The following is a 23,764-nucleotide window of genomic DNA, read 5'->3' on the forward strand; positions in this document are numbered from 1 at the left end:
CTCGTCCCGGGGGCGTTCGGGGCCGAACTCAGGGCGCTGACCATGGACGGGGCGGCACCCGATGACCCGGAATCGCCGGACTTCGACGAACCGACCATGAACAGGGTCACGCCGACGCCGATGGCCACGACCGCCGCGGCCCCGATTCCGGCGAGCAACCAGGTCCTGCGCCCGCGCTCGGACGAGGGGCGGCCCGGTCCGGATTCGGCGTCGTTCGCCCGGTCCGGCGCGCCGCCGGACCGGGGTCTCGTCGGCGGGACCGTATGCTGCGAAACCTGATTCGTCCGGTGGTCGTAATCGACGAGTCCGATCTCCTCGGTTCGCTCGTCCGGCCGTCCCCGATTGGGTTGGTGCGGTGGCTCGGCGAGCGCGCCACGGTCCGGCCGCTGCGAACCATGCTGCGGTAAAGGGGATTTCGGATCGGTCAGGCGCAGGCTGGACCCGCGTGGCGTGGGATCCTGCTGCGCCGAAGGGGATTCACGCCGGATGGCATCCGTCTGTGCCTCGTCCGTGGAATCGGGCATCGGGATGCGTTGGGTGCGTGCGTGGTTACCCGATACGTGCTCGGCCGGTATCAGCCCTGCCTTGCGCAGGTCGAGCATTTCGGTATTCATCGTATCGGCGGGCGAGGTCGGTTGCGGTAGGTCCACTCCGCGCAGATGCGCGGCGTGTTGCGGACGGGATCGGCCCTGCGGGGTGGACCGATCACCGGACTCACCGCTCGTCGAACTCATTACTCACCCTTGTCCCCTCACCCGGTGTATCGAATCGGTGAGCAAACCCTAACGCGCCACGACTTCCGACGTGGACACGCCGTGGCCGCTGTCCGCGGCCGGTCGCTGCGGCGGAGCCGCGACCAGCGTGAGCAGAGTCGCCTCCGGACGGCAACAGAACCGGTACGGCGCCCACGGCGACGTGCCCAGCCCGGCGGAGACGTGCAGCCGGGTGTGCGCGCCCCAGCGCGAGGGGCCCTTCACCCGGGAGCGGTCGATACCGCAGTTGGTCACCAGCGCACCGAAGCCGGGCACGCACAGCTGTCCGCCGTGCGTGTGCCCGGCCAGCACCAGGTCGTAACCGTCGGTGGCGAAGCGATCCAGCACCCGCGGCTCGGGCGAGTGGGTCAGGCCGATGCTCAGCTCGGCCAGCGGGTTGGGCGCGCCGGCCACGGTGTCGTAGCGGTCGCGCTTCAGATGCGGATCGTCCACACCGGCGGCAGCGATCTTGATCCCGGCCACCTCGACGTCCCGGCGCACATGCGTCAGGTCGTGCCAGCCGCGCTCGTTGAACGCCGCGCGCAGATCCTGCCACGGCAGCGGCGCGCCGTGCACGCGCTTGTGGTCCTTCTTGAAGTACTTCAGCGGGTTCTTCGGCACCGGGGCGAAATAGTCGTTGCTGCCGAAGACGAACAGGCCGGGCCGGGCCAGCAGATCCGACAGGGCCTGCACGACCGACGGGACCGCCCGCGGGTGCGCGAGGTTGTCGCCGGTGTTGACCACCAGATCCGGTTCGAGCCGGGCCAGATCCTGTACCCATGCCTGTTTCAGCTTCTGCCCGGGCGTCATGTGCAGATCGGAAATGTGCAACACCCGTAGGCTGGCCGATCCCGGTTGTAGCACCGGCAACGTGGTCTCGCGGAGGACGAAGGCGTTGCGCTCGATCAGGGAGGCGTAGCCGATTCCGGCGATTCCGGCGCCAGCGACGCCCAGAGCGGCTCGTCGGAGTACGGGAGACGAGAGTACGGGCATTCGATCAGGATAGGCGACGGACGCAACGCGTGCCGAGTGCTATTGGGCACAGGATTCTTCTCGCGGCAGACGCAAAACCGGTGGGGCTCGGTGCGCGGACTCCGATAGCGTGTGCGGTATGCCGGAACTCGAGTCGACGCTGCGGGCTGATCTGACCACCTCCATGAAGGCCAGGGACACGCTGCGCACCAGCACCCTGCGCATGCTGCTGGCCGCCGTGCAGACCGAGAAGGTCTCCGGCAAGCAGGCACGGGAGTTGTCCGACGCCGAGGTGATCTCGGTGCTGACCAAGGAAGCCAAGAAGCGCAACGAGGCGGCTGTGGTCTACGAGCAGGCCGGACGCGGTGAACTCGCCGCCAACGAGCGTGCCGAAGAGGAGATCATCGGCGAATACCTGCCGACCCAGCTCACCGAGGCCGAGGTCGCCGATATCGCCGATACCGCGATCGCCGACATCGCCGAGCAGAACGGTGAGCGTCCCGGCATGCGGCAGATGGGCCAGGTCATGAAGATCGCCACCGCCCTCGCGGCCGGTCGCGCCGACGGCTCGCGCCTGTCCGCCGCCGTCAAGGCGCGTTTGTAACTTCTACGGCCGGACAGCCCGCCGAAACGCCGGAACCCCGCCGATCTTCATCGGCGGGGTTCCGTGCGTTCATCTCGGTATCGGGATGGGGATGGGTGGCAGCCGTGGTATCGGAGGCAGCAGTCCGGGCGGCAGGTTCGCTGGCAGCGGCGGCAGGAGCCCGCGCTGGGTGCCGTCGCTGAGGAACAGCGTGATCACCGATCCGGGGATCGCCGAACCGTTCGGCGTGGTGCCCTGCACCGTGCCCTTGGTCGCCGAACCGGGCTGGGTCACCGCGGTCACCTGGAACCCCGCGCCGGTCAGGGTGCGGGTGGCCTCGGCCTGGGTCATCCCCATCACGTCCGGGATCTGGGAATTACTGGATCCGCGCACGTACTTGTCGTCCAGTGGCGGTAGCGCCGTGGGCGGGAAATTACCCAGCACCGGTCTTATGCCCAGGAACCAGCTGCGAGCCGGTTCGTTACCACCGAACAGGTTGCCACTGCCGCAGTTTCGCAGCGGGAACGAGCAGATCTCGTCCGGGGTGGACGTATCGCTGTAGATGTACGACGCGCCGGCCAGTGAATTGGTGAAGCCCAGGAACGCCGAGGACCGGTTGGTCTCGGTGGTGCCGGTCTTCGAGGACACCGGAACGTTCCAGCCGGCGATGTGGGCCGACCCGGCCGCGGTGCCGCTGACCGCGTCCTGGCTCAGCGCGTTGGCCAGCGTATGCGCCAGCCCGGGATCGAGGACCTGCTCACAGGCCTCCTGGGTGAGCGAGACCGGTTTACCGTTGCGGTCCAGGACCTCTTTGATCGGCGACGGGGGGCACCACTTGCCGCCCGAGGCCAGCGTGGCGGCCACATTGGACAGCTCCAGCGGGTTGACCGCGACCGGTCCGAGGGTGAACGAACCCAGGTTCTGCTGTTTGAACATGTCGGCCAGGCTCTGATTGCCGTGCCCGGAGGTGCCGGGTTTGGCGTACGAGCGCAGGCCCATGCGCACCGCCATATCGACGGCCGGTGTCACCCCGACGTCCTGGATCAACTTGACGAACGCGGTGTTCGGCGAGGTTGCCAGCGCCTCGGTCACCGACAGCGGCGAACGGTAGTTGCCCGCGTTCTTCACGCAGTAGGCGTTCGCCGGACAGCCGGGCGTGTCGCTCGAGCCCATGCCCTTGGCGACGTAGAACGGCGGCACCTCCAGATTGGCGCTGGTACCCAGGCCCTTCTCCATCGCCGCAGCCGTGGTGAAGATCTTGAAGATCGACCCGGCGCCGTCGCCCTCCATCGAGAACGGTTCCGGCTGCACCGTCTGGTGGATGCTCGCGTCCAGGCCGTATGTGCGGCTGGACACCATCGCCACCACGTTGTGGGAGTCCTGACCTGGCGCGATGATGCTCGACACCTCGGCGATGTTGTCGAGGTCGGGCGGGGCCATGGAGTCGACCGCCGACTTCATCGAGTTCTGCACCGCCGGGTCCAGGGTTGTGCGGATCAGGTAACCCCCCTTATCGATCTGATCCGTACTGATTCCGGCGTCGGCCAGATACTGCAGTGCGTAGTCGCAGAAAAAGCCGCGGTCGTTGGCGGCGATACAGCCGTTGGGCAGGCCGTTGGGCTGGGGCAGCACGCCCAGCGGCATCTCCTTGGCAGCACGGAATTCGGTGGCGCGATTGGGGATGTTCTGGATCTCGGTGTCCAGCACCGTGTTCCGGCGCTCGAGCACGTCCTTCGGGTGGGTGTACGGGTTGAACTTCGAGGTGCTCTGGACCATGCCCGCGAGCATTGCGGCCTGCGGAACCGTGAGGTCCTTGGCATCGACGCCGAAGTAGGTCTGCGCGGCGTCCTGCACGCCGTAGGCGCCGTTGCCGAAGTAGACCAGATTCAGGTAGCGGGTGAGGATCTCGTCCTTGGTGAGCTGCTTGTCCAGGGTCAGCGCCAGCCGGATCTCGCGCAGCTTGCGCGCCGGGGTCGTCTCGATCGCGGCGCGGCGTTCGGCATCGGTCTTGGCCACGACCAGCAGCTGGAAGTTCTTCACGTACTGCTGGTCGATGGTGGAACCACCCTGCTGCACCTCACCGCTCGAGGTGTTGCGCAGGAACGCGCGGAAGGTGCCCTGCCAGTCCACGCCGTGGTGCTGCAGGAAGCGGCGGTCCTCGATGGAGACCTGCGCCAACTTCATGTTGTTGGAGATCTTGTCGCTGGGCACCTGAAAGCGCCGCTGGTCGTATAACCAGGCTATGGGTGCTCCTGTCGAGTCGACCATGGTCGATACCGCGGGGACTGTGCCCTCCAGCACTTCCGCGGAGACGTTGTCGACGGCATCGGCGGCGCGGTTGGACACATACCCGAAACCGCCGGCGAGCGGGAACAACAGCCCGGCGATGAGGGCGGCCGCCAGGATGCACGCCCCGGCCAGTCTGGCGAGCGCTTGTGAGATCGGCACAGACCAAGAGTAGAGGGAGCCCTCCCGGACGGGCGGTCGCGGTGCGATCCTCGGATTGAGTGCCCCGCTAGACGTGGGCCCCATCACACTTCGGCGTGTCTTCGAATGAAAAGCCGGGCGTGTCGCCCCGTTGGGTCAGGCTGTCCGGATTTATGTCGCATTTGCGTGGACGGGCGTACCAGAAAATCTCGAGACGGTCTTGCGCTGCCCCCATACCTTTACCTAGATTGAGAACCCAGTGTGATAGAGCTAACACTCAAAGTGGAATGTGGTGAGAACCGCAGCGGGGTTGGGTTGCTGCGGACCTCACGCGATTCCGGAGCGCCGTTGACCGGTGTTCGGACTGCAAAGGGGCACACCAAATGCATATGACTACCCCCATCGCTCGATTGGACGTGGAGCAGGCCGAAGCGAGGATCGCCTGGGTGTCCCAGGCCCGATGCAAGGAAGTGGATCCCGACCAGCTGTTCGTCCGCGGCGCCGCGCAGCGCAAGGCGGCGACGATCTGTCGGCACTGCCCCGTCCTGATGGAGTGCGGTGCCGATGCCCTGGACAATCGAGTGGAGTTCGGCGTGTGGGGTGGTATGACCGAACGGCAGCGGCGCGCGCTGCTCAAGCAGCATCCTGAGGTGACGTCCTGGGCGGAGTTCTTCCGGGCCCAGCGGAACCAGAAGGTGGCGATCTGACGAGAATCCGACAACTGGTCCGAGCCCGCAGTCGCGGGCTCGGACCATTTTGCCCACTGAGCCCGCGCAACCCACCCTCGCGCCGAGTTCACCTGCCCGTCGGCTCCGTCAGCGCCTGTGATCCCGGACCGTGACCGCCGGAAGGGGATCCCGGTCCGGGTGTGCCCCCAGCAACTGATCGGCGACGGCGCGCAGCGCGTCCAGATCGGACACCTCGAACGGCAGCGACGTGACCGTCACGATCGGCACCCGCGGATGCGCTCCGGTGAACCGCTGCAGCAGTTGCTGTTCCCGCGCGGCTGTGGTGGCGCGGTGCGCGTGGATGCGCAGCACATCGGCGGCCAGCGCGCGCGGATCGGTCTCGGCGGCAGCCTCGCCCCCTGCCGTCAGCCCGTCGGCCGCCGCGACAGCCTGCTCGGCCGACAGCGAGCACAGCACCGGATGGGTGCGATTGAGGACCAGTCCGGCCAGCGGCATCTGGTCGGTGGACAGGCGATCGACGAAGAACGACGCCTCCCGTAGCGCATCGGGCTCGGCCGCGGCCACCACCAGGAAGTGTGTGCCCGGCCGCAACAGCATCGACAAGGTGCGCTCGGCGCGATCCTGGAATCCGCCGAACATCGATTCGAGCGACTGGAGAAACAGCGAGGCGTCCTTGAGCATCTGACCGCCCACGATCGTGGACACGCCGCGCACCGCCAGGCTCATCGCGCCGGTCACGAAGCGGCCCACCCCGCGTCCGGGCGCCATGATCACGCGAATCATCCGGCCGTTCAGGAAATTCCCGAGTCGTTTCGGCGCGTCGAGGAAGTCCAGGGCGTTGCGTGAGGGCGGCGTGTCGACGACGACCAGATCCCATTCCTTCTTGCCGACGAGCTGCCCCAGCTTCTCCATCGCCATGTATTCCTGCGTACCGCCGAAGGACGAGGCGACCGTCTGATAGAAGGGGTTGGCGAAGATCTGCTCGGCCTTGTCCGGGGTGGTGTGCTCGAGCACCATCTCGTCGAACGTGCGGCGCATGTTGAGCATCATCGCGAACAGCTCGCCCTCGACCTCGGGGCCCAGCGGCACCCGCTGCGGTTCGTTGCCCAGATCGCTGACCCCGAGCGACTGTGCCAGTCGCCGTGCAGGATCGATCGTCAGCACGACCACCTTGCGGCCGGATTCGGCGGCGCGCAGCGCGATGGCCGCGGCGGTGGTCGTCTTGCCGACGCCACCGCTGCCGCAGCACACCACCACTCGCGCGGCGGGATCGGCCAGGATCGCACCGAGGTCCAGGGGCTCGGCAGGGACGGGATGAGACATCAGCGGACTCCCTGCGCGCTCAGATGTTCGGCCAGCTCATAGAGTCCGCCCAGGTCGACGCCATCGAGCAGGGCCGGGAGGTACAGCCGGTCGACGTCGAGCCCGGCCAGCTCCGCGGAGCTGTCGTCCTGGGCCTGCAGGGTGGCGCAGTGCTGCACCGTCTCGGTGAGCAGGCCCTGGAAGTCGTTGTCGGACAGCTCTATTCCCGCTGCGTCCAGTCCCGTGCGCAGTGCCGCGACATCCAGGTCGCCGTCGGCTACCCGCTTGCGCAGCGCCGGGGGCAGATAGCCCTCGGTGGCCCGGTTGACGATGATCGTCCCGATGCGGAAGTCCGCCGCGGTCAGTTCCGCGACGGCGTCGGCGGTCTCCTGCACCGGCAGCGCCTCGAGCAGGGTGGCCAGATGCACGACGGTCTGTTCGGAATGCAGCACCCGTGACACCCCCTCGGCCTGCGAGGCGATCGGCCCGCCCTTGGCCACGTCGAGCATGGCCTTGGTGACGTCCAGGAACCCGGCGATGCGGCCGGTCGGCGGCGCGTCCACCACGACCTCGTCGTAGACGGGTCGCCCCGACTTGTCCGACCGCACAGCGCATTCCTTGATCTTGCCGGTGAGGATGACGTCCTTGAGGCCCGGCGCGATCGTGGTGACGAATTCGATGGCGCCCATCCGGCGCATGGCGCGCCCGGCGAAGCCGAGGTTGTAGAACATCTCCAGGTATTCCAGGAAGGCGTGTTCGATATCCAGGGCCAGCGCCATGACCTCGCCGCCGCCGTCCGCGGTCGCGATCTTGGTCTCGGTCGGCGGCAGCGGCGGCAGGTCGAACAGCTGGGCGATGGACTGGCGTCCCTCCACCTCGACCAGCAGCACCCGGCGGCCACCGGCTGCCAGGGCCAGCGCCAAAGCCGCGGCGACCGTGGACTTTCCGGTTCCGCCCTTGCCGGAGACGTAGTGCAGCCGGGCCTTGTCAGCCCGCGCCGGCCAGCCTGCCTGGGGCCCCTCGACGGGCGCTGCGATCGGTACTCCCACGTCCGCGAGCCTATAACCCGCCTCGAAGTACCTGTTAAGAGATGACCCTCACTGTCTGGTACACCACAATGCTTATACGCTCTGGCGCATGAGTGATGTGACGCAGTGGGAATACGCGACGGTGCCGCTTCTGACACATGCGACCAAGCAGATTCTGGACCAGTGGGGCGCCGATGGCTGGGAGCTGGTCACGGTCCTGCCGGGGCCGACCGGTGAGCAGCACGTCGCGTACCTGAAGCGAGTGAAGGGCTGATGGGTACCGAATGGCGTAAGAACCTCGAGGAACTCGGACTCGAACTACCCCCGGTGGCCGCGCCGGCCGGGGCATACATTCCCGCGCTGCGCAGCGGATGGCTGGTGTACACCTCGGGTCAGCTGCCCTTCGTGAACGGCGAGATGTCGGCGGTCGGCAAGGTCGGCGCCGAGGTGAGCCTGGAGCAGGCCAAGGAGGCGGCCAAGTTCTGCGCGCTCAACGCGCTCGCCGCGGTGCACGACGTGGTCGGGCTCGAGTCGGTGGTGCGGATCGTGAAGGTGGTCGGATTCGTTGCCTCCGCACCCGGGTTCAACGATCAGCCGCTGGTGATCAACGGCGCCTCGGAACTTCTCGGCCAGGTGTTCGGCGATGCCGGGACGCACGCCCGTTCCGCGGTCGGTGTGTTCGAACTGCCGAAGAACACGCCCGTCGAGGTGGAGATCATCGCCGAAATCGCGAACTAGCTCACCCGCGCTCGAACTGGCAAGGCGCGGTATCCGATTGGTAGGACGGACATATGACGCTCACACATCCCGCGTACGGGCGATTGCGGCCGGTCACGTCCACCGCATCGGTACTGCTGGCGAACAACCCGAGCCAGATGACCCTGCAGGGCACCAATACCTGGATCCTGCGAGCCCCGGGCCGGTCCGACTGTGTCGTGGTCGACCCGGGGCCCGAGGACCATGAGCACAGCGCGGCGATCGCACGGGAGACCGGGGGCGATATCGCGCTCACCCTGATCACCCACCACCACCAGGATCACACCGGCGGCATCGAGCGGCTGACCGAGCTGACCGGAACCCCGGTGCGCGCGATGCAGCGCGAGTTCCTGCGGGATTCGGACACCCCGCTGGCCGACGACGAGGTGATCGAGGCGGCGGGACTGCGCATCGCGGTGCTGGCCACACCCGGGCACACGCGGGATTCGGTGAGTTTCCTGCTCGACGACGCCGTCGTCACCGGTGACACCGTGCTCGGCAGCGGCACCACCGTGCTCGAATCGCGCGACGGCGCGCTCGGGGATTACCTCGCCTCGATGGACCGACTGCTCGCAGCGGCCTCGGGACGGGCCCTACTGCCCGCGCACGGGCCCGATCACGCCGCGGCGGAACCCGTCATCCGGTATTACATCCAGCACCGTCAGGAGCGCCTGGAGCAGGTGCGCGAGGCGCTGCGGGAGCTGGGCGCGGACGCCGAACCCCTGGAGATCGTCGCCCGGGTGTACGCCGACGTGGACAAGAGCCTGTGGCCCGCCGCGCGCAGTTCGGTCGAGGCGCAACTGGCCTACCTGCGCAGCTGAGTTCTGCCATCATCCCGGCCACCACATGCCGGGATGAACATAGGGGTACCGCCGCGCCGAGTCGGCCGCTGACGCAGCTGCGTCAGCGGGCGCGTCGGGCCAACCGCTCCGAGTCGGAGATCAGCACACTCTTACCCTCGAGTCGCAGCCAGCCGCGGTGCGCGAAGTCGGCCAGGGCCTTGTTCACGGTCTCGCGGGAGGCGCCGACCAGCTGGGCGATCTCCTCCTGGGTGAGGTCGTGGGTGACGCGCAGCGCACCCGCCTCCTGGGTACCGAACCGCTGAGCCAGGGTCAGCAGCGCCTTGGCCACGCGGCCGGGCACATCGGTGAAGATCAGGTCGGCGAGGTTGTTGTTGGTGCGGCGCAGGCGGCGTGCGAGCACGCGCAGCAGCTGCTCGGCGATCTCCGGACGCTGGTCGATCCACGACTTGAGCGCGTCGCGATCCATGGTGACCGCGCGGACCTCGGTCACGGTGGTGGCCGTCGAGGTGCGGGGACCGGGATCGAAGATCGACAGCTCACCGAACATATCCGACGGTCCCATGATGGTCAGCAGATTCTCCCGCCCGTCTGGGGAGCGACGGCCGATCTTCACCTTGCCGGAGGTGATGATGAACAGCCGGTCGCCCGGCTCGCCCTCGTTGAAAATGACATGTCCGCGAGGGAAATCAACAGGCTGTAGCTGCTTGGCGAGAGCTGCCACCGCGGTGGGCTCGACGCCTTGGAAGATGCCTGCTCTGGCGAGGGCCTCGTCCACGAATATGCTCCTTATGGGATTGACGGTGTACTGGCAGGCGCCAGCGGTCCTACGTGATGACGACGCCAAGCTGCCGCCAGTCGGCCCCGATGTTGCTGTCGCCGCGCTGGGCGAACCTTGGACAAACAGCAGCACTCGGTGCGACAGTGCAGTCTACTTTGCATTCGGGCAGCGTAGTGACCGACACCACGTATCGTGCGGTTGGTGAAACGACCGTGATGCCCGAAAGGTTCCCGCGGCACTACTAGCGGGTATTCGCCGTGACGCTATCAGCCCGGCGTCAGCTGGCCTGCGCGACGTCCATTTCATCGCCGCGGGCGCGGTGCGGGCTCATCCGGGGCGCCGCCGCCGGGAGGCCGAGCTTGGCCAGTTCGTTCACTTCGGCGTTGCTGGCGCGGTCCAGGTATTGCTGCACCTCTTCTTCCGGTTCGAGCAGTTTGCGAAGCCGATTTTCCACGCGCTCCATGAGCAACGCGAACAGCATCAGCACCACCGGGAAAAGCACCACAGCGAGTCCTTGCATATCGAGGAGTAAACACGGACAAGGTCTCAGATGGAACACGGGGAGTCGATATTCCTGAGTCGATTACGGGTCGCGGATGATCGCCGCCGGGCTGTTGTCGGTGGGGTTCCGTATGGTGGACGCGTGCGAAAATCCAGACCCAGCACCGTGAACGGGCAGGAACCGGCCGTTGCCGAACCGGCCAAGGGCTCGTCCCGGGCGGCCAAGTTCGCCGCCGAGACCAGGCTCGGCCTGGTTCGTCGCGCCCGCCGGATGAACCGCACGCTGACTCTGGCCTTCCCGGATGCGCACTGCGAGCTGGACTTCACCACTCCGCTGGAATTGGCGGTGGCCACGATCCTGTCCGCCCAGTGCACCGACGTGCGTGTGAATATGACCACCCCGGCGCTGTTCGCCCGATACCGCGATGCCCGGGCCTATGCCGAGGCCGACCGCGTCGAGCTCGAGGAGTACATCCGCCCGACCGGCTTCTACCGCAACAAGACCAGCTCCCTGATCGGTCTCGGGCAGGCTCTGCTGGAGCGGTACGACGGCGAATTGCCCGGCACCCTGGAGGAATTGGTCACGCTGCCGGGCATCGGCCGCAAGACCGCCAACGTCATCCTCGGCAACGCCTTCGATGTGCCGGGGATCACGGTCGACACCCACTTCGGTCGCCTGGTGCGGCGCTGGGGCTGGACGACCGAGGAGGATCCGGTCAAGGTCGAGCACGCGATCGGTGAGCTGATCGAGCGCAAGGACTGGACGATGCTCTCGCACCGGGTGATCTTCCACGGTCGTCGCGTGTGCCACGCCCGCAAACCCGCCTGCGGCGTCTGCCTGCTGGCCAAGGACTGTCCGTCGTTCGGGGCCGGTCCCACCGATCCGGCCACCGCTGCCGCGCTGGTCAAGGGGCCCGAGGCGGAGCATCTGCTCGAACTGGCGGGCCGGTGAGGTCGATCCCCGCGGCCTGGCGGTGGACGTTTGTCGGCCTGATCGCGGTGGTAGCGCTCGCGGTCGCGGTGTGGCCGCGCACCTCGCACGAGAGCCGTTCCGGCGGTTCGGTGGTGGCGCAGCAGCCGGACTCCGTGGTGAGCCCGCGGCAGCGCGCGGCCGCCGCACTGGCGGACTGCCCGAGACCGGCCCCGGGCGCACTCGCGCGCGGGCCGCTGGCCGGGATCACACTCGACTGCCTGGCCGACGGCCGTCCGGTGGATCTGGCCGCAGCCCTGGCCGGTAGGCCCGCGCTGATCAACCTGTGGGCATACTGGTGCCAGCCGTGCGCGCATGAATTGCCCGCCCTGCAGCAGTACGCCGACCGGGCCGGCCCGGCGCTGACCGTGCTCACTGTGCACAGTGACCCGGCCGAGGCGAAGGCCCTGGCCCGCCTCCAGGATCTCGACGTGCATCTGCCGGGTGTGCAGGACGGCGCGTCACGGGTGCACGCCGTGGTGGGCGCACCCGCGGTGTTGCCCGTCTCGGTGCTGGTGCGCGCCGACGGTTCCATCGCCCAGCTGGTGGTGCGACCGTTCGACAGCGTGGGGGATATCGCCCAAACAGTCGCGGACGAACTGGGTGTACGGGTATGACTGGTCGGGGTCGGCGACGACGCCGGAGGAGGAAGTGTGCACGACGGCACGAGCAGCGTGCATGAGGACGACAGCGTCGAATACGAGGGCGCGAGCGGTGCGCGTGACGGCCTGCACGACGGCGGGGATCTGGTCCGGACCGGGGCGGGCCTGGTGACCGAGGGCATCCCGCAATGGTTACGTGGCCTCGTCGACCATGAACCCGCCGACCCTACCGGTGTCAATCCGGTGTTGAACCGGACCGCGATGCGGCAGGTCGCCGCCTCGGGCGTGCGGTCTCGTAAGGCAGCGGTGCTCGTGTTGTTCAGTGGTTCGGCCGAATCCGAGCCCGGCGCGGCGGGCGGACTGCCGGCCGATGCCGACGTCCTGTTGACCCAGCGTGCGACCACCCTGCGCCAGCATCGCGGACAGGTCGCCTTCCCCGGCGGCGGTGTGGAACCCGGCGACGACGGCCCGATCGACACCGCGTTGCGCGAGGCATGGGAGGAGACGGGTCTGGACCGCGCCGGCGTCGATCCGCTCGCGGTGCTGGCCCCGATTTTCGTGCCGGTGTCGGGATTCGACGTGACACCGGTGCTGGCGTACTGGCGTGTCCCCGGCGACGTGCGGGTGGTCAGCGAGGCCGAGGCCGCGCGCGTCGCACGGGTGCCGGTCGCGGATTTGATCAATCCGGCCAACCGGTTCGTGGTCAGGCACCCGCTGGGTTATAAAGGTCCGGCGTTCGCGGTCGACGGCATGCTCGTGTGGGGGTTCACGGCTGGGGTGCTGGCCGGTCTGCTGGCTGTTTCGGGATGGGAGCGGGAGTGGGATCCACGCGACGTGCGTGATCTGGAGTCCTCGCTCGCGGCAGTAGGGATGACGTTATGAGCTCGTCGGCCTGGCTCGACATCGCGGTTGTGATCATCGCGCTGCTGACCGCCTCCTCCGGGTGGCGGCAGGGCGCGGTCGCGTCGGCGCTGTCCTTCCTGGGCGTGATCCTGGGCGCGGTGGCCGGCATCCTGATCGCGCCGCACATCCTGATCCACATCAGCGAGGGCCGTAAACGGGTCCTGGTCGGCGTGGTGCTGATCGTGGCGCTGGTGATCGTCGGCGAGGTCGCGGGCATGGTGCTCGGCCGTGCCGCGCGCAGCGGGATGCGCAATCCGTTCGTCCGCAGCGTGGACAGCGTGGTCGGCGCGGGTCTGCAGGTGGTGGCCGTGCTGGCCACCGCGTGGCTGCTGGCGCTGCCGCTGGCCTCGTCCTCTCAACCGGCGATCGCGAACGCGGTGAACGGTTCCCGGGTGCTCTCGGGCGTCAACCAGGTCGCGCCCAACTGGCTGCGCCGGGTGCCCAACGAATTCTCCAAACTGCTCAACACCTCCGGGCTGCCGGACGTGATCGGCCCGTTCAGCCGTGCACCCATCGCCGCGGTCGCGCCGCCGGACCCGAGCGTCCTGAACAGTCCGGTCGCCCTGAACCTGCAGCACAGCGTGCTGCGCATCCACGGCGTCGCCCCGAGCTGCCAACGCATGCTGGAGGGTTCGGGCTTCGTCGTCGCCCCCGACCGCATCATGACCAACGCCCACGTCGTCGCCGGAACCAACGCCCTACAGGTCGATACCTCTAAGGGTCCCTTGGACGCCACAGTGGTGCTGTTCGATCCATCGAAGGACGTCGCGGTCCTTGCGGTACCGGGCCTGCAAGCCCCGGTGATCCCGCTGGCCCCTGCCGCCGCCACATCGGGTGAGAGCTCGATCGTGCTGGGTTATCCGGGCGGTGGAAATTACACCGCCAGCGCGGCGCGCGTACGTGAGACCTTGGACCTGACCGGGCCGAATATTTACAAGAGCGCCACCGTCGAGCGTGAGGTGTACACCGTGCGCGGACAGGTACGGGCGGGCAATTCCGGTGGGCCCCTGGTGGATACCAAGGGCGAGGTGCTCGGCGTGGTCTTCGGCGCCGCCGTCACGGACGACGACACCGGTTACGTGCTCACGCTGAAGGAGGTCCAATCGGACCTGAACGTGGCGGAGAGTTCCACCAACGCCGTCCCGACCGGGGAGTGCGTACTGAGCTGATACCACCGTCTTCTATCTCCGTCATCCCGGCGCCTACTCGGTCGTCACGGCGTGCATGTCGCCGGGATCCACGGTGACGTAATGAATTCCGGCCACCAACGTGCCGGAATGACGGCGTCGATGCCGGGCGGGGGAAGCGGGCTGATCAGCCGAGCAGCTTGGCGAGTTCCGCGGTGACAGCCTGTGGATTTTCCTGGTGTGCGAAATGGCCGGCGGCCGGAATCATCACCAGGCGGCGGTCCGGGGCGAGGTCGTGGCCGCGGCGGACGGTGCTTGCCAGGATGTAGTCGTCGGATTCGCCGCGGAGGGACAGCACCGGGATGCGGATCGGTTCGCGCATCGTCGACATGAATCGGCGTCCGTCGGGTCGCCACTGGCTACGGAAGGCCCAGCGCTGGTATTCCAGTGCGCAGTGTGCGGTGCCCGGGATGCGGATGGCCGCGCGCATGCGGCGCGCGGTGTCGTCGGCCTCGGTCGAGGTCGCCCAGGTCGTTCCGGCGCGCTGGCGCAGCAGTCGCTCGATCTCGAAGCCGTCGTGCTCGGTCAGCAGGCGTTCGCCGTAGCGCGGCGGCTGATAGCGCAGGAAGTTCGGCAGGAACTGCCGCCGTTGGCGGCGGTCACGCAGCACCGCCCGCTTGAGCGTGACCGGATGCGGGGAGCTGATCACCGCGATCGAGCGCACCAGCCGCGGATGCAGGACCGCGGTCGCCCAGCACACCAGGCCGCCCTCGGCGTGGCCGACGAGCGTGGCCTCGGCGTGCCCCAGCGCGCGGATCAGTCCGGCGACGTCACCGGCCAGGGTCCAGCCGTCGTACCCGCGTGGCGGTTTGTCGGAATCCCCGTAGCCGCGCAGGTCGACCGCGACCGCGCGAAAGCCCAGTGCGGCCAGCCCCGTCAGCTGATGCCGCCACGACCACCAGAAATCACCGAATCCGTGGAGCAGCAGCACCAGTGGGCGTCCGCCCTCACCACCGGGGCCGGCGCCCTCGGTGATATGGAAACGAATGCCGTTGGCATGCACGTCCTTATGGGTCCACGGTCCGTCGTAGCGCACGCTCGACGGATCGGGACTCGGGTTCGAGGACACGCCCAGAAGCGTAATGGCCGGGTTATCCGGCGCTGTCGGTGGAGTCCGCGGACTCGCCGTGTGATCCCCGCGTGGGCAACACGGTCCGCGCGTCCTTCAGCGACGAGATGGTCTTGGCGGGCGCGCGCAGCTTGCGGACTTTCAGATATCCCAGCAGCGCGAACACTATGGTGGCCACCAGCATCAGGCCGAATACCACCAGGAATGCCGCCCACCGGTCCAGCCACACATCGAGCAGTTCGGCCAGGAAGAAGAAAAAGAAGAAGGTGGAGAACAGCAGGATGGTCAGCGCGACGATGAAGTAGACGCTGCCCTGCAGACCCTTGCGGATCTCCCCGGTCACCTCGGCCTTGGCCAGCGCCACCTCGGCGCGGACCAGTGTCGACATCTGCTCGGTGGCGTCGCGGACCAGATCGCCGACGCTGGCGGTGCGGGTGGTATCGACCTCGGACAGCGGAATAGAGGTCACGGTACGGCCGCGATCGCCGCCCTGCCCGTTACCGCCCTGCGTGAAGCTCAATGCTCGACCCTTCTCCCTGTCCGGTCTTTACTCGTCGGTTCCCATGAAGAGGCTAGCGGTGAATCCGATCGGGCCGGGTATCGACGTGGGGAATATGCGAAACTACCGCGGGCAAGCACCGAAACTGTGGTGCGATCCGCGGTAGTTTCGCCTGTCCTCGTGCTACCAGTTCGCCTTCTGGGTCCGGATGGCCTCGAACACGTTGGGGTCCACCAGGGTTGAGGTGTCGCCCAGTTCACGGCCCTCGGCGACGTCGCGCAGCAGCCGTCGCATGATCTTGCCGGAGCGGGTCTTGGGCAGTTCGGGCACGATATGGATTTCGCGTGGCCGGGCGATCGGGCTGATCTCGCGGGAGACCTCGGCCTTGAGTTCGGCGATCAGATCCTGGCCGGTGTCGGCGGCTCCGGCGGTGAGGATCACGAACGCGACGATGCCCTGGCCGGTGGTGTCGTCGCTGGCGCCGACGACGGCCGCCTCGGCGACGCTGTGATGACCCACGAGGGCCGATTCCACCTCGGCGGTGGAGATGCGGTGCCCGGAGACGTTCATGACGTCGTCCACCCGGCCCAGCACCCACAGATCGCCGTCGGCGTCGAGCTTCGCGCCGTCACCGGCGAAGTACCAGCCCTGCTCGGCGTAGCGCTCCCAGTAGGTGGACCGGTAGCGATCCGGATCGCCCCAGATGCCGCGCAGCATCGAGGGCCAGGGCTGATCCAGCACCAGGTATCCGTTGGCCTCGGTCTCGCCGAGATGGACCGGATTGCCCTCCTCGTCCACGACCTTCGCCGAGATGCCCGGCAGCGGTGTCATCGCGGCGCCCGGCTTGGCGGCGGTCACGCCGGGCAGCGGGGAGATCATGATCGCGCCGGTCTCGGTCTGCCACCAGGTGTCGACGATCGGTGCGGAATTCGAGCCGATCACCTCGCGGTACCAGCGCCAGGCCTCCGGGTTGATCGGCTCGCCCACGCTGCCCAGCACCCGGATCGAGGACAGATCGTGCGCGTCGGGAATCTCCCGGCCCCACTTCATGAACGTGCGCACCAGCGTCGGCGCGGTGTAATAGATACTGACGCCGTACTTCTCGACGATCTGCCAGTGCCGGTGCTCGTCGGGGGAGTTCGGGGTGCCCTCGTAGACCACCTGGGTCGCCCGGTTCGACAGCGGTCCGTAGACGATGTAGCTGTGCCCTGTCACCCAGCCGATATCGGCGGTGCACCAGTACACGTCCTGCCCGGCCCTGTGGTCGAAGACGTTGTGATGGGTGTACGAGACCTGGGTGAGGTAGCCGCCGGAGGTGTGCAGGATGCCCTTGGGCTTACCGGTCGTGCCCGAGGTGTACAGGATGTAGAGCGGATGCTCGGCGTCGAACGGCTGTGCCTCGTGGTCGGCCGACGCCTCCGCGACCGTCTCGTGCCACCACAGATCGCGCCCGTCGGTCCACGGCACCTCGATCTCGGTGCGGCGCACCACCAGTACGTGTTCGACGCTGTGCTCGCTGCCGACCAGCGCCTCGTCCACCGCCTCCTTCAGCGGTGCGGGCTTACCGCGCCGCCACTGGCCGTCGGTGGTGATGACCAGGCGGGCCTGGGCGTCGTCCACGCGCTGGCGCAGGGCGCTGGGGGAGAATCCCGCGAAGACCACCGAATGGGTCAGACCCAGCCGCGCGCACGCCAGCATGGACACGATCGCCTCGGGCACCATCGGCATGTAGATGGCGACCCGGTCCCCGGCTTTCAGGCCCAGTTCGGTCAGGTAGTTCGCCGCGCGGCAGACCTCGGCGAGCAGGTGAGCGTAGGTGATGTCGCGAGAGTCGCCGGGCTCGCCCTCCCAGTGGATGGCGACCTGCTCGCCGTGCCCGTCGAGCACGTGGCGGTCGACGCAGTTATAAGCGACGTTCAGTTTGCCGTCGGCGAACCACTGGGCGAAGGGGGCGTCGTCCCAGTCCAGCACGCGAGTGAAGGGCTGGTGCCAATGCAACCGGCGGGCCTGCTCGGCCCAGAACGCCTCGCGGTCCGCGGCGGCCCTGTCGTACAGGGACTCGCCGGCGTTGGCCGCGGCGGCGAATTCCGCGGTCGGCGGGTAAGCGTCCAGGTGATCAGCGGTGTTGTCAGTCATCTCGCCTTCTTTCGCGTGCTCTTCGGCCGAGGGTGAGCGCGGCCATCTTCCGACAGTAGTGGACTGTGACCTGCGTCGTGGTCAGGTCTCGCTGGTCGATCCGACAGTGTTCGCGGGAGTGTCGGTATGAGCCCGGACGCCGGCGCGCCGCGTCATCGCGGGGATGGGTGTGGCGGGGCATCGAACTCGGCGCTGTGCCTAGGGGATTGTGCAATGTGTTACCCGAATCCGCCGCTGTGCGTCGGTGATGTTGCCACTCTGCTAACAAGATGGATCAACCCGCGTCGAATCGCTGACAACATCCCGTCCGGTAGCTACTGTCCGATTCACCTATGGCGATCGTCCGTGGCCGTGCCGGTGGATCCCGTGCGCGCCTGCGGGCTTTCGCCCGTCTGGAATCGGGAGCAATGCGTTGAGAGTCAAGACGATTACCGCGCTGGCCGCGGCGGCACTGTTGACCACGAGCCTGGCGTTGACCGCCTGTTCCTCGGGGGGTGGAGGAAGTAGTGACGGGGTGGTGACGGTCAACGGCGGCGAGCCGCAGAACCCGCTGGTGCCGACCAATACCGACGAGAACATGGGCGGCCGCGTCGTGGATCGGTTGTGGGCCGGGCTGGTCTACTACGACGCAAATGGGAACGCTCACAATGAGGTCGCGCAGTCGATCGATTCGTCCGATCGCCAGCACTACACGATCACGCTGAAGCCCGGCTGGAAGTTCACCAACGGCGAGCCGGTCACCGCGCAGTCGTTCGTCGACGCCTGGAACTACGGTGCGCTGAGCACCAACGCCCAGCTCAACAACGGCGCGTTCACCCAGATCGCCGGATATGACGACGTATCCGCGAATCCGCCCAAGGCCCAGACGATGTCGGGCCTGAAGGTGATCGACGACACCCACTTCACCGTCGACCTGACGCGTCCGGCGATCGACTTCGAACTCTCGCTGGGCTGGTCGCCGTTCTATCCGCTGCCGAAGGTCGCCTACAAGGATATGAAGGCGTACGGGGCGGATCCGATCGGTGACGGGCCGTACATGTTCCCGAACGCGGGAGCCTGGCAGCACAACGTACAGATCGATGTGGTGCCCAATCCGGGCTATCACGGCGGCCGCGTGCCCAAGAACAAGGGCCTGAGATTCGTGATGTACCAGTCGTATCAGACCGCGTACAACGATCTGCTGTCCGGAAACCTGGACGCGCTGGACACCATTCCCGACAGCGCGCTGGCCACGTACAAGAAGGATCTGGGCGACCGCGCCATCCAGAAGCCGACCGCGCAGAACAACCGCATCGCCATCCAGGACAACGTGCCGCATTTCAGCGGTCAGGAGGGGGTGCTGCGCCGCCAGGCGATTTCACTGGCGATCAACCGCAAGCAGATCTGCGACACCATCTGGCACGGCACCAAGATTCCGTCGCGTGATTTCACCGCCTCCACCCTGCCCGGATTCAACCCGAACGTGCCCGGCTCGGACATCCTGCAGTACAACCCGGATCGGGCCAAACAGCTGTGGGCGCAGGCGAATGCGATCTCGCCGTGGTCGGGCCAGTTCCAGATCGGATACAACTCCGATGGCGGACACCAGTTCTGGATCGATGCGGTCGCGAACAGCATCAAGAACACCCTCGGCATCGATGCCGTCGGATTCCCCTATCCGACCTTCAAGACGATCCTGGACCTGGAGAACAACAAGACCATCGGCAAGGCGTTCCGATACGGCTGGCAGGGCGACTATCCCTCGATGTTCGAATTCCTGGTCCAGCAGTACTACACCGGGGCCGGTAGCAACAAGGACTTCTACTCCGATCCCGATTTCGACAAGGCCATCGACGCCGCACAGGCCGCGCCGACCCCCGATCAGGCCTATCAGCTGGCCGCACAGGCGCAGACAATCCTGTTCAAGGATATGGCCGACATACCGGTGATCGACTACCTCGCCGATGCCGGACATTCGGAGAATGTGCAGAGCGCTCCACTCGCCTGGAACGGGTTGTTCGATTTCGAGAACATCGTGAAGTCCTGATCCGAGCAGTTTCGCCGGGACGCGCGGTTCTCGCGCGCCCCGGCACCACACCGCGGAGGCGATATGGCCTGGTACGTCCTGCGGCGTCTACTTCAGATGATCCCGGTTTTCCTGGGTGCGACGCTGCTCATCTATGCAATGATTTTCCTGATTCCCGGCGATCCGGTCGCTGCGCTGGCCGGTGACAAGGCGCTGACCCCCGGCGTGGAGGCCGCGCTGCGGGCACGCTACCACCTCGATCAGCCCTTCCTGATCCAATATCTCGACTATCTGAAGGGGATATTCACCCTCGACTTCGGTACGTCGTTCTCCGGTCGGCCGGTGCGCGACGAACTGGCGCGGGCATTTCCGATCACGTTGCGGCTCAGTGTGATCGCACTGCTCGTCGAGACTGTCTTCGGTGTCGGCTTCGGCCTGGTGGCCGGGTTGCGCAAGGGCAGGCTCTTCGATTCCACGCTATTGGTGGTGAGCCTGGTGATCATCGCGGTGCCGATCTTCGTCGTCGGATTCATCGCGCAGTTCCTGCTGGGCGTGAAATGGGGGATCGCGCCGGTCACCGTGACCGGCAAGGCGCCGTGGAACGAACTGGTGGTGCCCGGATTCGTGCTCGGGTCGCTGTCGTTCGCGTATGTGCTGCGACTGACCCGGAATTCGGTGGCGGAGAACATGAGTGCCGATTATGTGCGCACCGCGACCGCGAAGGGGCTGAGCCGGCGCCGAGTGGTCACGGTGCACATCCTGCGCAACTCGATGATCCCGGTGGTGACCTTCCTGGGCGCCGACCTCGGTGCGTTGATGGGTGGCGCGGTCGTCACGGAGGGCATCTTCAACATCCCCGGGGTGGGCGGCACGCTCTATCAGGCCGTCGTGCGCGGGGAGTCGCCGACCGTCGTGTCGTTCGTGACGGTGCTCGTCGTGGTGTTCCTGCTCTCGAATCTCGTTGTGGACCTGCTCTATGCCGCCCTCGACCCACGGATCCGCTATGCCTGAACCAGAATTCGGCGCCGCGCGGCGCACACAAGAATATTTCGTCGCACCGCCGGACGCGGTCGAGGTGCTGGCCATCGATCGGCTGAGCGAGGACCATGCGCCGACCAGTATCTGGCGCGATGCGTGGCATCGGTTGCGCCGCAATCCGGTTTTCATCGTCGCCGTGCTGTTGATCCTGCTCGTGTTGCTCGTGATCGCCTGGCCACAGCTGTTCACCGGTCAGGACCCGCGATACTGCGATACGGCGCTGAGTATGGCGTCACATCGTGCGGGTCATCCGTTCGGATTCGATCAGCAGGGCTGCGACGTGTACACCCGCACGCTCTACGGCGCACGCGCCTCGGTCGCCTGCGGCGTCGGCGCGGCGGTGCTGTTCGTGCTGGTGGGCGGCGTGCTCGGGGCGTTGGGTGGCTTCTACGGCGGCCTGGTGGACACGGTGGTGTCGCGTGTGGCCGAGATCTTCTACGCGCTCCCGCTGATTCTGGCGGCGATCGTGCTGATGGAGCTGCTGAACTCGCGCACCGTCTGGACGGTGATCCTGATCATGGTGGCCTTCACCTGGCCGCAGGCCGCGCGCATCGCGCGGGGTGCGGTGATCCAGGCCAAGAGCAGTGAATATGTCACGGCGGCAAAGGCATTGGGTGTATCGCCGGGACGGATACTGTTGCGGCACGTGCTGCCGAACGCGGCGGGCCCGCTCATCGTGGTCACCACGATCTGGCTCGGCGTGTTCATCGTGACCGAGGCGACGCTGTCGTATCTCGGCGTCGGCCTGCCGCATACGATCGTGTCCTGGGGCGCGGATATCGCCGCAGATCAGCAACAGATCCGCACCTCGGGGATTCTGTTCTATCCGGCCACGGCGCTGGCGTTGACAGTGCTGAGCTTCATTCTGCTGGGCGACGCGGTACGCGATGCGCTCGATCCCAAGGCACGGACCAGGTGAGGGGCGAGATGGAATCGACGGATGCGACGCAGGAGCCGTTGCTCGAAATACGCGGTCTGAACGTAGGTTTCACTGTCGACGGTAAGCAGGCGCCCGCCGTCAGGGATGTGAGTCTGTCGGTGTTTCCCGGGCAGACGGTGGCCATAGTCGGTGAATCGGGTTCCGGAAAATCCACTACGGCGCACGCGATCATCGATCTGCTGCCCGGGACCGGAAAGGTGACCGGCGGCGAGATCCTTTTCGATGGAAAGGATCTCGCGGCCGCCTCGCGCAAGGAGATCCTCGCGGTGCGCGGCAGCGGAATCGGCTTCGTGCCGCAGGATCCGATGACCAACCTGAATCCGGTGTGGAAGATCGGCTTCCAGGTGCGGGAAACCCTGACGGCCAACGGGATAGCCAAGGGCGCCGAGGCCAGGAAGCAGGCTGTCACGCTGCTCGAACAGGCCGGTATGGACGATGCGGCACGGCGGATCAATCAGTATCCGCACGAGTTCTCCGGCGGCATGTGCCAGCGGGCGCTCATCGCGATCGGGTTGGCGTGCCGACCGAAACTGCTGATCGCCGACGAGCCCACCTCGGCGCTGGATGTGACCGTGCAGCGCCGCATCCTGGACCATCTGGACGAGCTGACCACCGAATTGGGCACGGCCGTGCTACTGATCACCCATGATCTGGGTCTGGCCGCCGAACGGGCCGAACATCTCGTGGTGATGTATCGCGGCCGGGTGGTGGAATCCGGTCCGGCACTGCGGATCCTGCGTGATCCCCAGCATCCGTACACCAAGCGTCTGGTGAACTCGGCGCCGTCGCTGGCCTCGCAGCGGCTTGCGGTGGTGGATCGGCGAATAGAGCTGCGGGACAAGGCTGTCGAGGTCGCCGAGCGGGCCGCCGCGGATATCCCGGAGGCGTCCGACGCGGTCGTGGTCGCCGACCAGCTCACCAAGGTATACAAGGTGCGTGGTTCGGCGCCGTGGCGCTCGACGGAATTCCCCGCCGTGGACGATGTGTCGTTCCGCCTCGAACGGGGCACGACGACCGCGATCGTGGGCGAGTCCGGATCGGGCAAGTCCACCGTCGCGAAGATGGTGCTCGGCCTGCTCGAACCCACCTCCGGCACGGTGACATTCGACGGCAAGACCGTATCCGGCCTGGATCGCAAGGAGGCCTTCGCCTTTCGCCGACGAGTGCAGCCGATCTTCCAGAACCCTTACGGCTCACTGGATCCGATGTACTCGATCTATCGGACCATCGAAGAGCCGCTGCGCACCCATCGCATCGGCGATGCGAAGCAGCGGGAGGCCACCGTCCGGGATCTGCTGGACAAGGTCGCACTCCCCGCCTCGGTCATGCGGCGGTACCCCAACGAGTTGTCCGGTGGCCAGCGCCAGCGGGTGGCCATCGCCCGCGCGCTGGCGCTGTCACCGGAGGTGGTGGTCTGCGACGAGGCGGTATCGGCCCTGGACGTGCTGGTGCAGGCGCAGATCCTGGAGCTGCTCAACGGCCTGCAGGCCGAGCTCGGGTTGTCCTATCTGTTCATCACCCACGACCTGGCTGTCGTGCGGCAGATCGCCGACGACGTCGTGGTGATGGAACAGGGCCGGATCGTCGAGGCGGCCACCGTCACGGAGGTCTTCGACAATCCGCGATCGGAGTACACCCGCAAGCTGTTGGAGGCCATTCCGGGGCGCGATCTGCTGGAAACCGGATAGGGGCGGCCGCTGGTGCTTTCGACGCTGGGCCGGCGTCGCTCGCTGAATCCGTCGCCGTGGATGCTGCGCCGCTGGAGTCCGTGGCCGTGGCCGGCGATGCTGCGCCGTCGGAGTCGGTGGACGCCGGGCCGTCGGA

Annotated in this window: 22 protein-coding genes and 1 pseudogene; 13 read left to right on the forward strand and 10 right to left on the reverse strand. The window is 67.0% G+C overall.

The annotated features are described in order from the left end of the window. Together JZ791_RS29025 and JZ791_RS29030 are read right to left on the reverse strand one after the other, a co-directional pair. Positions 1-734: pseudogene (locus JZ791_RS29025) on the reverse strand (hypothetical protein); the annotation flags it as partial. A 48-nt stretch (positions 735-782) separates the two neighbouring features. Further along, positions 783-1,745, reverse strand: a complete 963-nt coding sequence (locus JZ791_RS29030) for a metallophosphoesterase (RefSeq protein ID WP_216898536.1) — start codon at positions 1,743-1,745, stop codon at positions 783-785. Positions 1,746-1,863: 118 nt separating this feature from the next. Here JZ791_RS29030 and JZ791_RS29035 point away from each other — a divergent pair, with 118 nt between their 5' ends. Next, positions 1,864-2,328, forward strand: a complete 465-nt coding sequence (locus tag JZ791_RS29035) for a GatB/YqeY domain-containing protein (protein ID WP_216898537.1) — start codon at positions 1,864-1,866, stop codon at positions 2,326-2,328. Between the two features lie 69 nt (positions 2,329-2,397). Here the strand turns inward: JZ791_RS29035 and JZ791_RS29040 are convergent, their stop codons facing one another. Continuing rightward, positions 2,398-4,755, reverse strand: a complete 2,358-nt coding sequence (locus JZ791_RS29040; protein ID WP_308163138.1) for a penicillin-binding protein — start codon at positions 4,753-4,755, stop codon at positions 2,398-2,400. Between the two features lie 362 nt (positions 4,756-5,117). Between JZ791_RS29040 and JZ791_RS29045 the strand changes: the two genes are divergently transcribed. Next, positions 5,118-5,441, forward strand: coding sequence for a WhiB family transcriptional regulator (locus JZ791_RS29045; protein WP_153408015.1), 324 nt, complete (start codon positions 5,118-5,120; stop codon positions 5,439-5,441). Positions 5,442-5,549: 108 nt separating this feature from the next. On the opposite strand, the gene bagB is transcribed toward JZ791_RS29045, so the two are convergent. Together bagB and bagA are read right to left on the reverse strand one after the other, a co-directional pair. After that, positions 5,550-6,746 (reverse strand): ATPase BagB, encoded by a 1,197-nt coding sequence (gene bagB / locus JZ791_RS29050; RefSeq protein WP_216898539.1) that lies wholly within the window; start codon positions 6,744-6,746, stop codon positions 5,550-5,552. Then, complete coding sequence (gene bagA, locus JZ791_RS29055; RefSeq protein WP_308163139.1) at positions 6,746-7,774, reverse strand: ATPase BagA; 1,029 nt, start codon at positions 7,772-7,774, stop codon at positions 6,746-6,748. Before bagA ends, bagB begins: the two co-directional genes overlap by 1 nt. An 88-nt stretch (positions 7,775-7,862) precedes the next feature. Between bagA and sp36 the strand changes: the two genes are divergently transcribed. From sp36 to JZ791_RS29070, 3 genes are read left to right on the forward strand one after another with little or no spacing between them, the layout of a single operon-like run. After that, positions 7,863-8,027 carry a Sp36 family protein gene (gene sp36, locus JZ791_RS29060; protein WP_085997622.1) on the forward strand — a complete coding sequence of 55 codons (165 nt, stop codon included), beginning with the start codon at positions 7,863-7,865 and terminating at the stop codon, positions 8,025-8,027. Further along, the gene (locus tag JZ791_RS29065) at positions 8,027-8,491 is read left to right on the forward strand and encodes a RidA family protein (RefSeq protein WP_216898540.1); all 465 of its coding nucleotides are present in this window, start codon (positions 8,027-8,029) and stop codon (positions 8,489-8,491) included. The genes sp36 and JZ791_RS29065 overlap by 1 nt, the downstream gene beginning before the upstream one ends. A 53-nt stretch (positions 8,492-8,544) precedes the next feature. After that, positions 8,545-9,330 (forward strand): MBL fold metallo-hydrolase, encoded by a 786-nt coding sequence (locus tag JZ791_RS29070; RefSeq protein WP_216898541.1) that lies wholly within the window; start codon positions 8,545-8,547, stop codon positions 9,328-9,330. An 82-nt stretch (positions 9,331-9,412) separates the two neighbouring features. On the opposite strand, the gene JZ791_RS29075 is transcribed toward JZ791_RS29070, so the two are convergent. Together JZ791_RS29075 and JZ791_RS29080 are read right to left on the reverse strand one after the other, a co-directional pair. Continuing rightward, positions 9,413-10,087, reverse strand: a complete 675-nt coding sequence (locus tag JZ791_RS29075; protein ID WP_216898542.1) for a Crp/Fnr family transcriptional regulator — start codon at positions 10,085-10,087, stop codon at positions 9,413-9,415. 280 nt (positions 10,088-10,367) lie between these two features. Further along, positions 10,368-10,595 (reverse strand): hypothetical protein, encoded by a 228-nt coding sequence (locus JZ791_RS29080; protein WP_216898543.1) that lies wholly within the window; start codon positions 10,593-10,595, stop codon positions 10,368-10,370. A 267-nt stretch (positions 10,596-10,862) separates the two neighbouring features. Here JZ791_RS29080 and nth point away from each other — a divergent pair, with 267 nt between their 5' ends. The 4 genes from nth (at position 10,863) to JZ791_RS29100 (ending at position 14,235) form a co-directional block, all read left to right on the forward strand. Beyond that, positions 10,863-11,543 (forward strand): endonuclease III, encoded by a 681-nt coding sequence (gene nth / locus JZ791_RS29085; protein WP_216898572.1) that lies wholly within the window; start codon positions 10,863-10,865, stop codon positions 11,541-11,543. Then, positions 11,540-12,178, forward strand: a complete 639-nt coding sequence (locus JZ791_RS29090; RefSeq protein ID WP_308163140.1) for a TlpA family protein disulfide reductase — start codon at positions 11,540-11,542, stop codon at positions 12,176-12,178. The genes nth and JZ791_RS29090 overlap by 4 nt, the downstream gene beginning before the upstream one ends. 153 nt (positions 12,179-12,331) lie before the next feature. Further along, positions 12,332-13,045: an NUDIX hydrolase gene (locus tag JZ791_RS29095; protein ID WP_308163143.1), complete on the forward strand. Its 714-nt coding sequence runs from the start codon at positions 12,332-12,334 to the stop codon at positions 13,043-13,045. Further along, complete coding sequence (locus JZ791_RS29100) at positions 13,042-14,235, forward strand: MarP family serine protease (protein ID WP_216898544.1); 1,194 nt, start codon at positions 13,042-13,044, stop codon at positions 14,233-14,235. The genes JZ791_RS29095 and JZ791_RS29100 overlap by 4 nt, the downstream gene beginning before the upstream one ends. A 145-nt stretch (positions 14,236-14,380) precedes the next feature. Here JZ791_RS29100 and JZ791_RS29105 read toward each other — a convergent pair whose 3' ends face one another. The 3 genes from JZ791_RS29105 to acs form a co-directional block, all read right to left on the reverse strand. Further along, positions 14,381-15,322, reverse strand: coding sequence for an alpha/beta fold hydrolase (locus JZ791_RS29105; RefSeq protein WP_216898545.1), 942 nt, complete (start codon positions 15,320-15,322; stop codon positions 14,381-14,383). Between the two features lie 22 nt (positions 15,323-15,344). After that, a complete protein-coding gene (locus JZ791_RS29110; RefSeq protein WP_216898546.1) occupies positions 15,345-15,842 on the reverse strand; it encodes a phage holin family protein in 498 nt (165 codons plus the stop codon). 162 nt (positions 15,843-16,004) lie between these two features. After that, positions 16,005-17,957, reverse strand: a complete 1,953-nt coding sequence (acs, locus tag JZ791_RS29115) for an acetate--CoA ligase (protein WP_216898547.1) — start codon at positions 17,955-17,957, stop codon at positions 16,005-16,007. A gap of 412 nt (positions 17,958-18,369) precedes the next feature. On the opposite strand from acs, the gene JZ791_RS29120 reads away from it, so the two are divergent. The 4 genes from JZ791_RS29120 (at position 18,370) to JZ791_RS29135 (ending at position 23,628) form a co-directional block, all read left to right on the forward strand. Then, entirely contained in the window at positions 18,370-19,983 is a 1,614-nt protein-coding gene (locus JZ791_RS29120; protein WP_254206473.1) for a peptide ABC transporter substrate-binding protein, read from the forward strand. Between the two features lie 63 nt (positions 19,984-20,046). After that, positions 20,047-20,973 carry an ABC transporter permease gene (locus JZ791_RS29125; protein WP_216898548.1) on the forward strand — a complete coding sequence of 309 codons (927 nt, stop codon included), beginning with the start codon at positions 20,047-20,049 and terminating at the stop codon, positions 20,971-20,973. Next, entirely contained in the window at positions 20,966-21,919 is a 954-nt protein-coding gene (locus JZ791_RS29130; protein ID WP_216898549.1) for an ABC transporter permease, read from the forward strand. The genes JZ791_RS29125 and JZ791_RS29130 overlap by 8 nt, the downstream gene beginning before the upstream one ends. A gap of 8 nt (positions 21,920-21,927) precedes the next feature. Next, positions 21,928-23,628, forward strand: a complete 1,701-nt coding sequence (locus tag JZ791_RS29135; RefSeq protein WP_216898550.1) for a dipeptide ABC transporter ATP-binding protein — start codon at positions 21,928-21,930, stop codon at positions 23,626-23,628. Positions 23,629-23,764 lie beyond the last annotated feature (136 nt).

The sequence above is a fragment of the Nocardia alni genome, from assembly GCF_019038435.1.
Classification (GTDB): Bacteria; Actinomycetota; Actinomycetes; order Mycobacteriales; family Mycobacteriaceae; genus Nocardia; species Nocardia alni.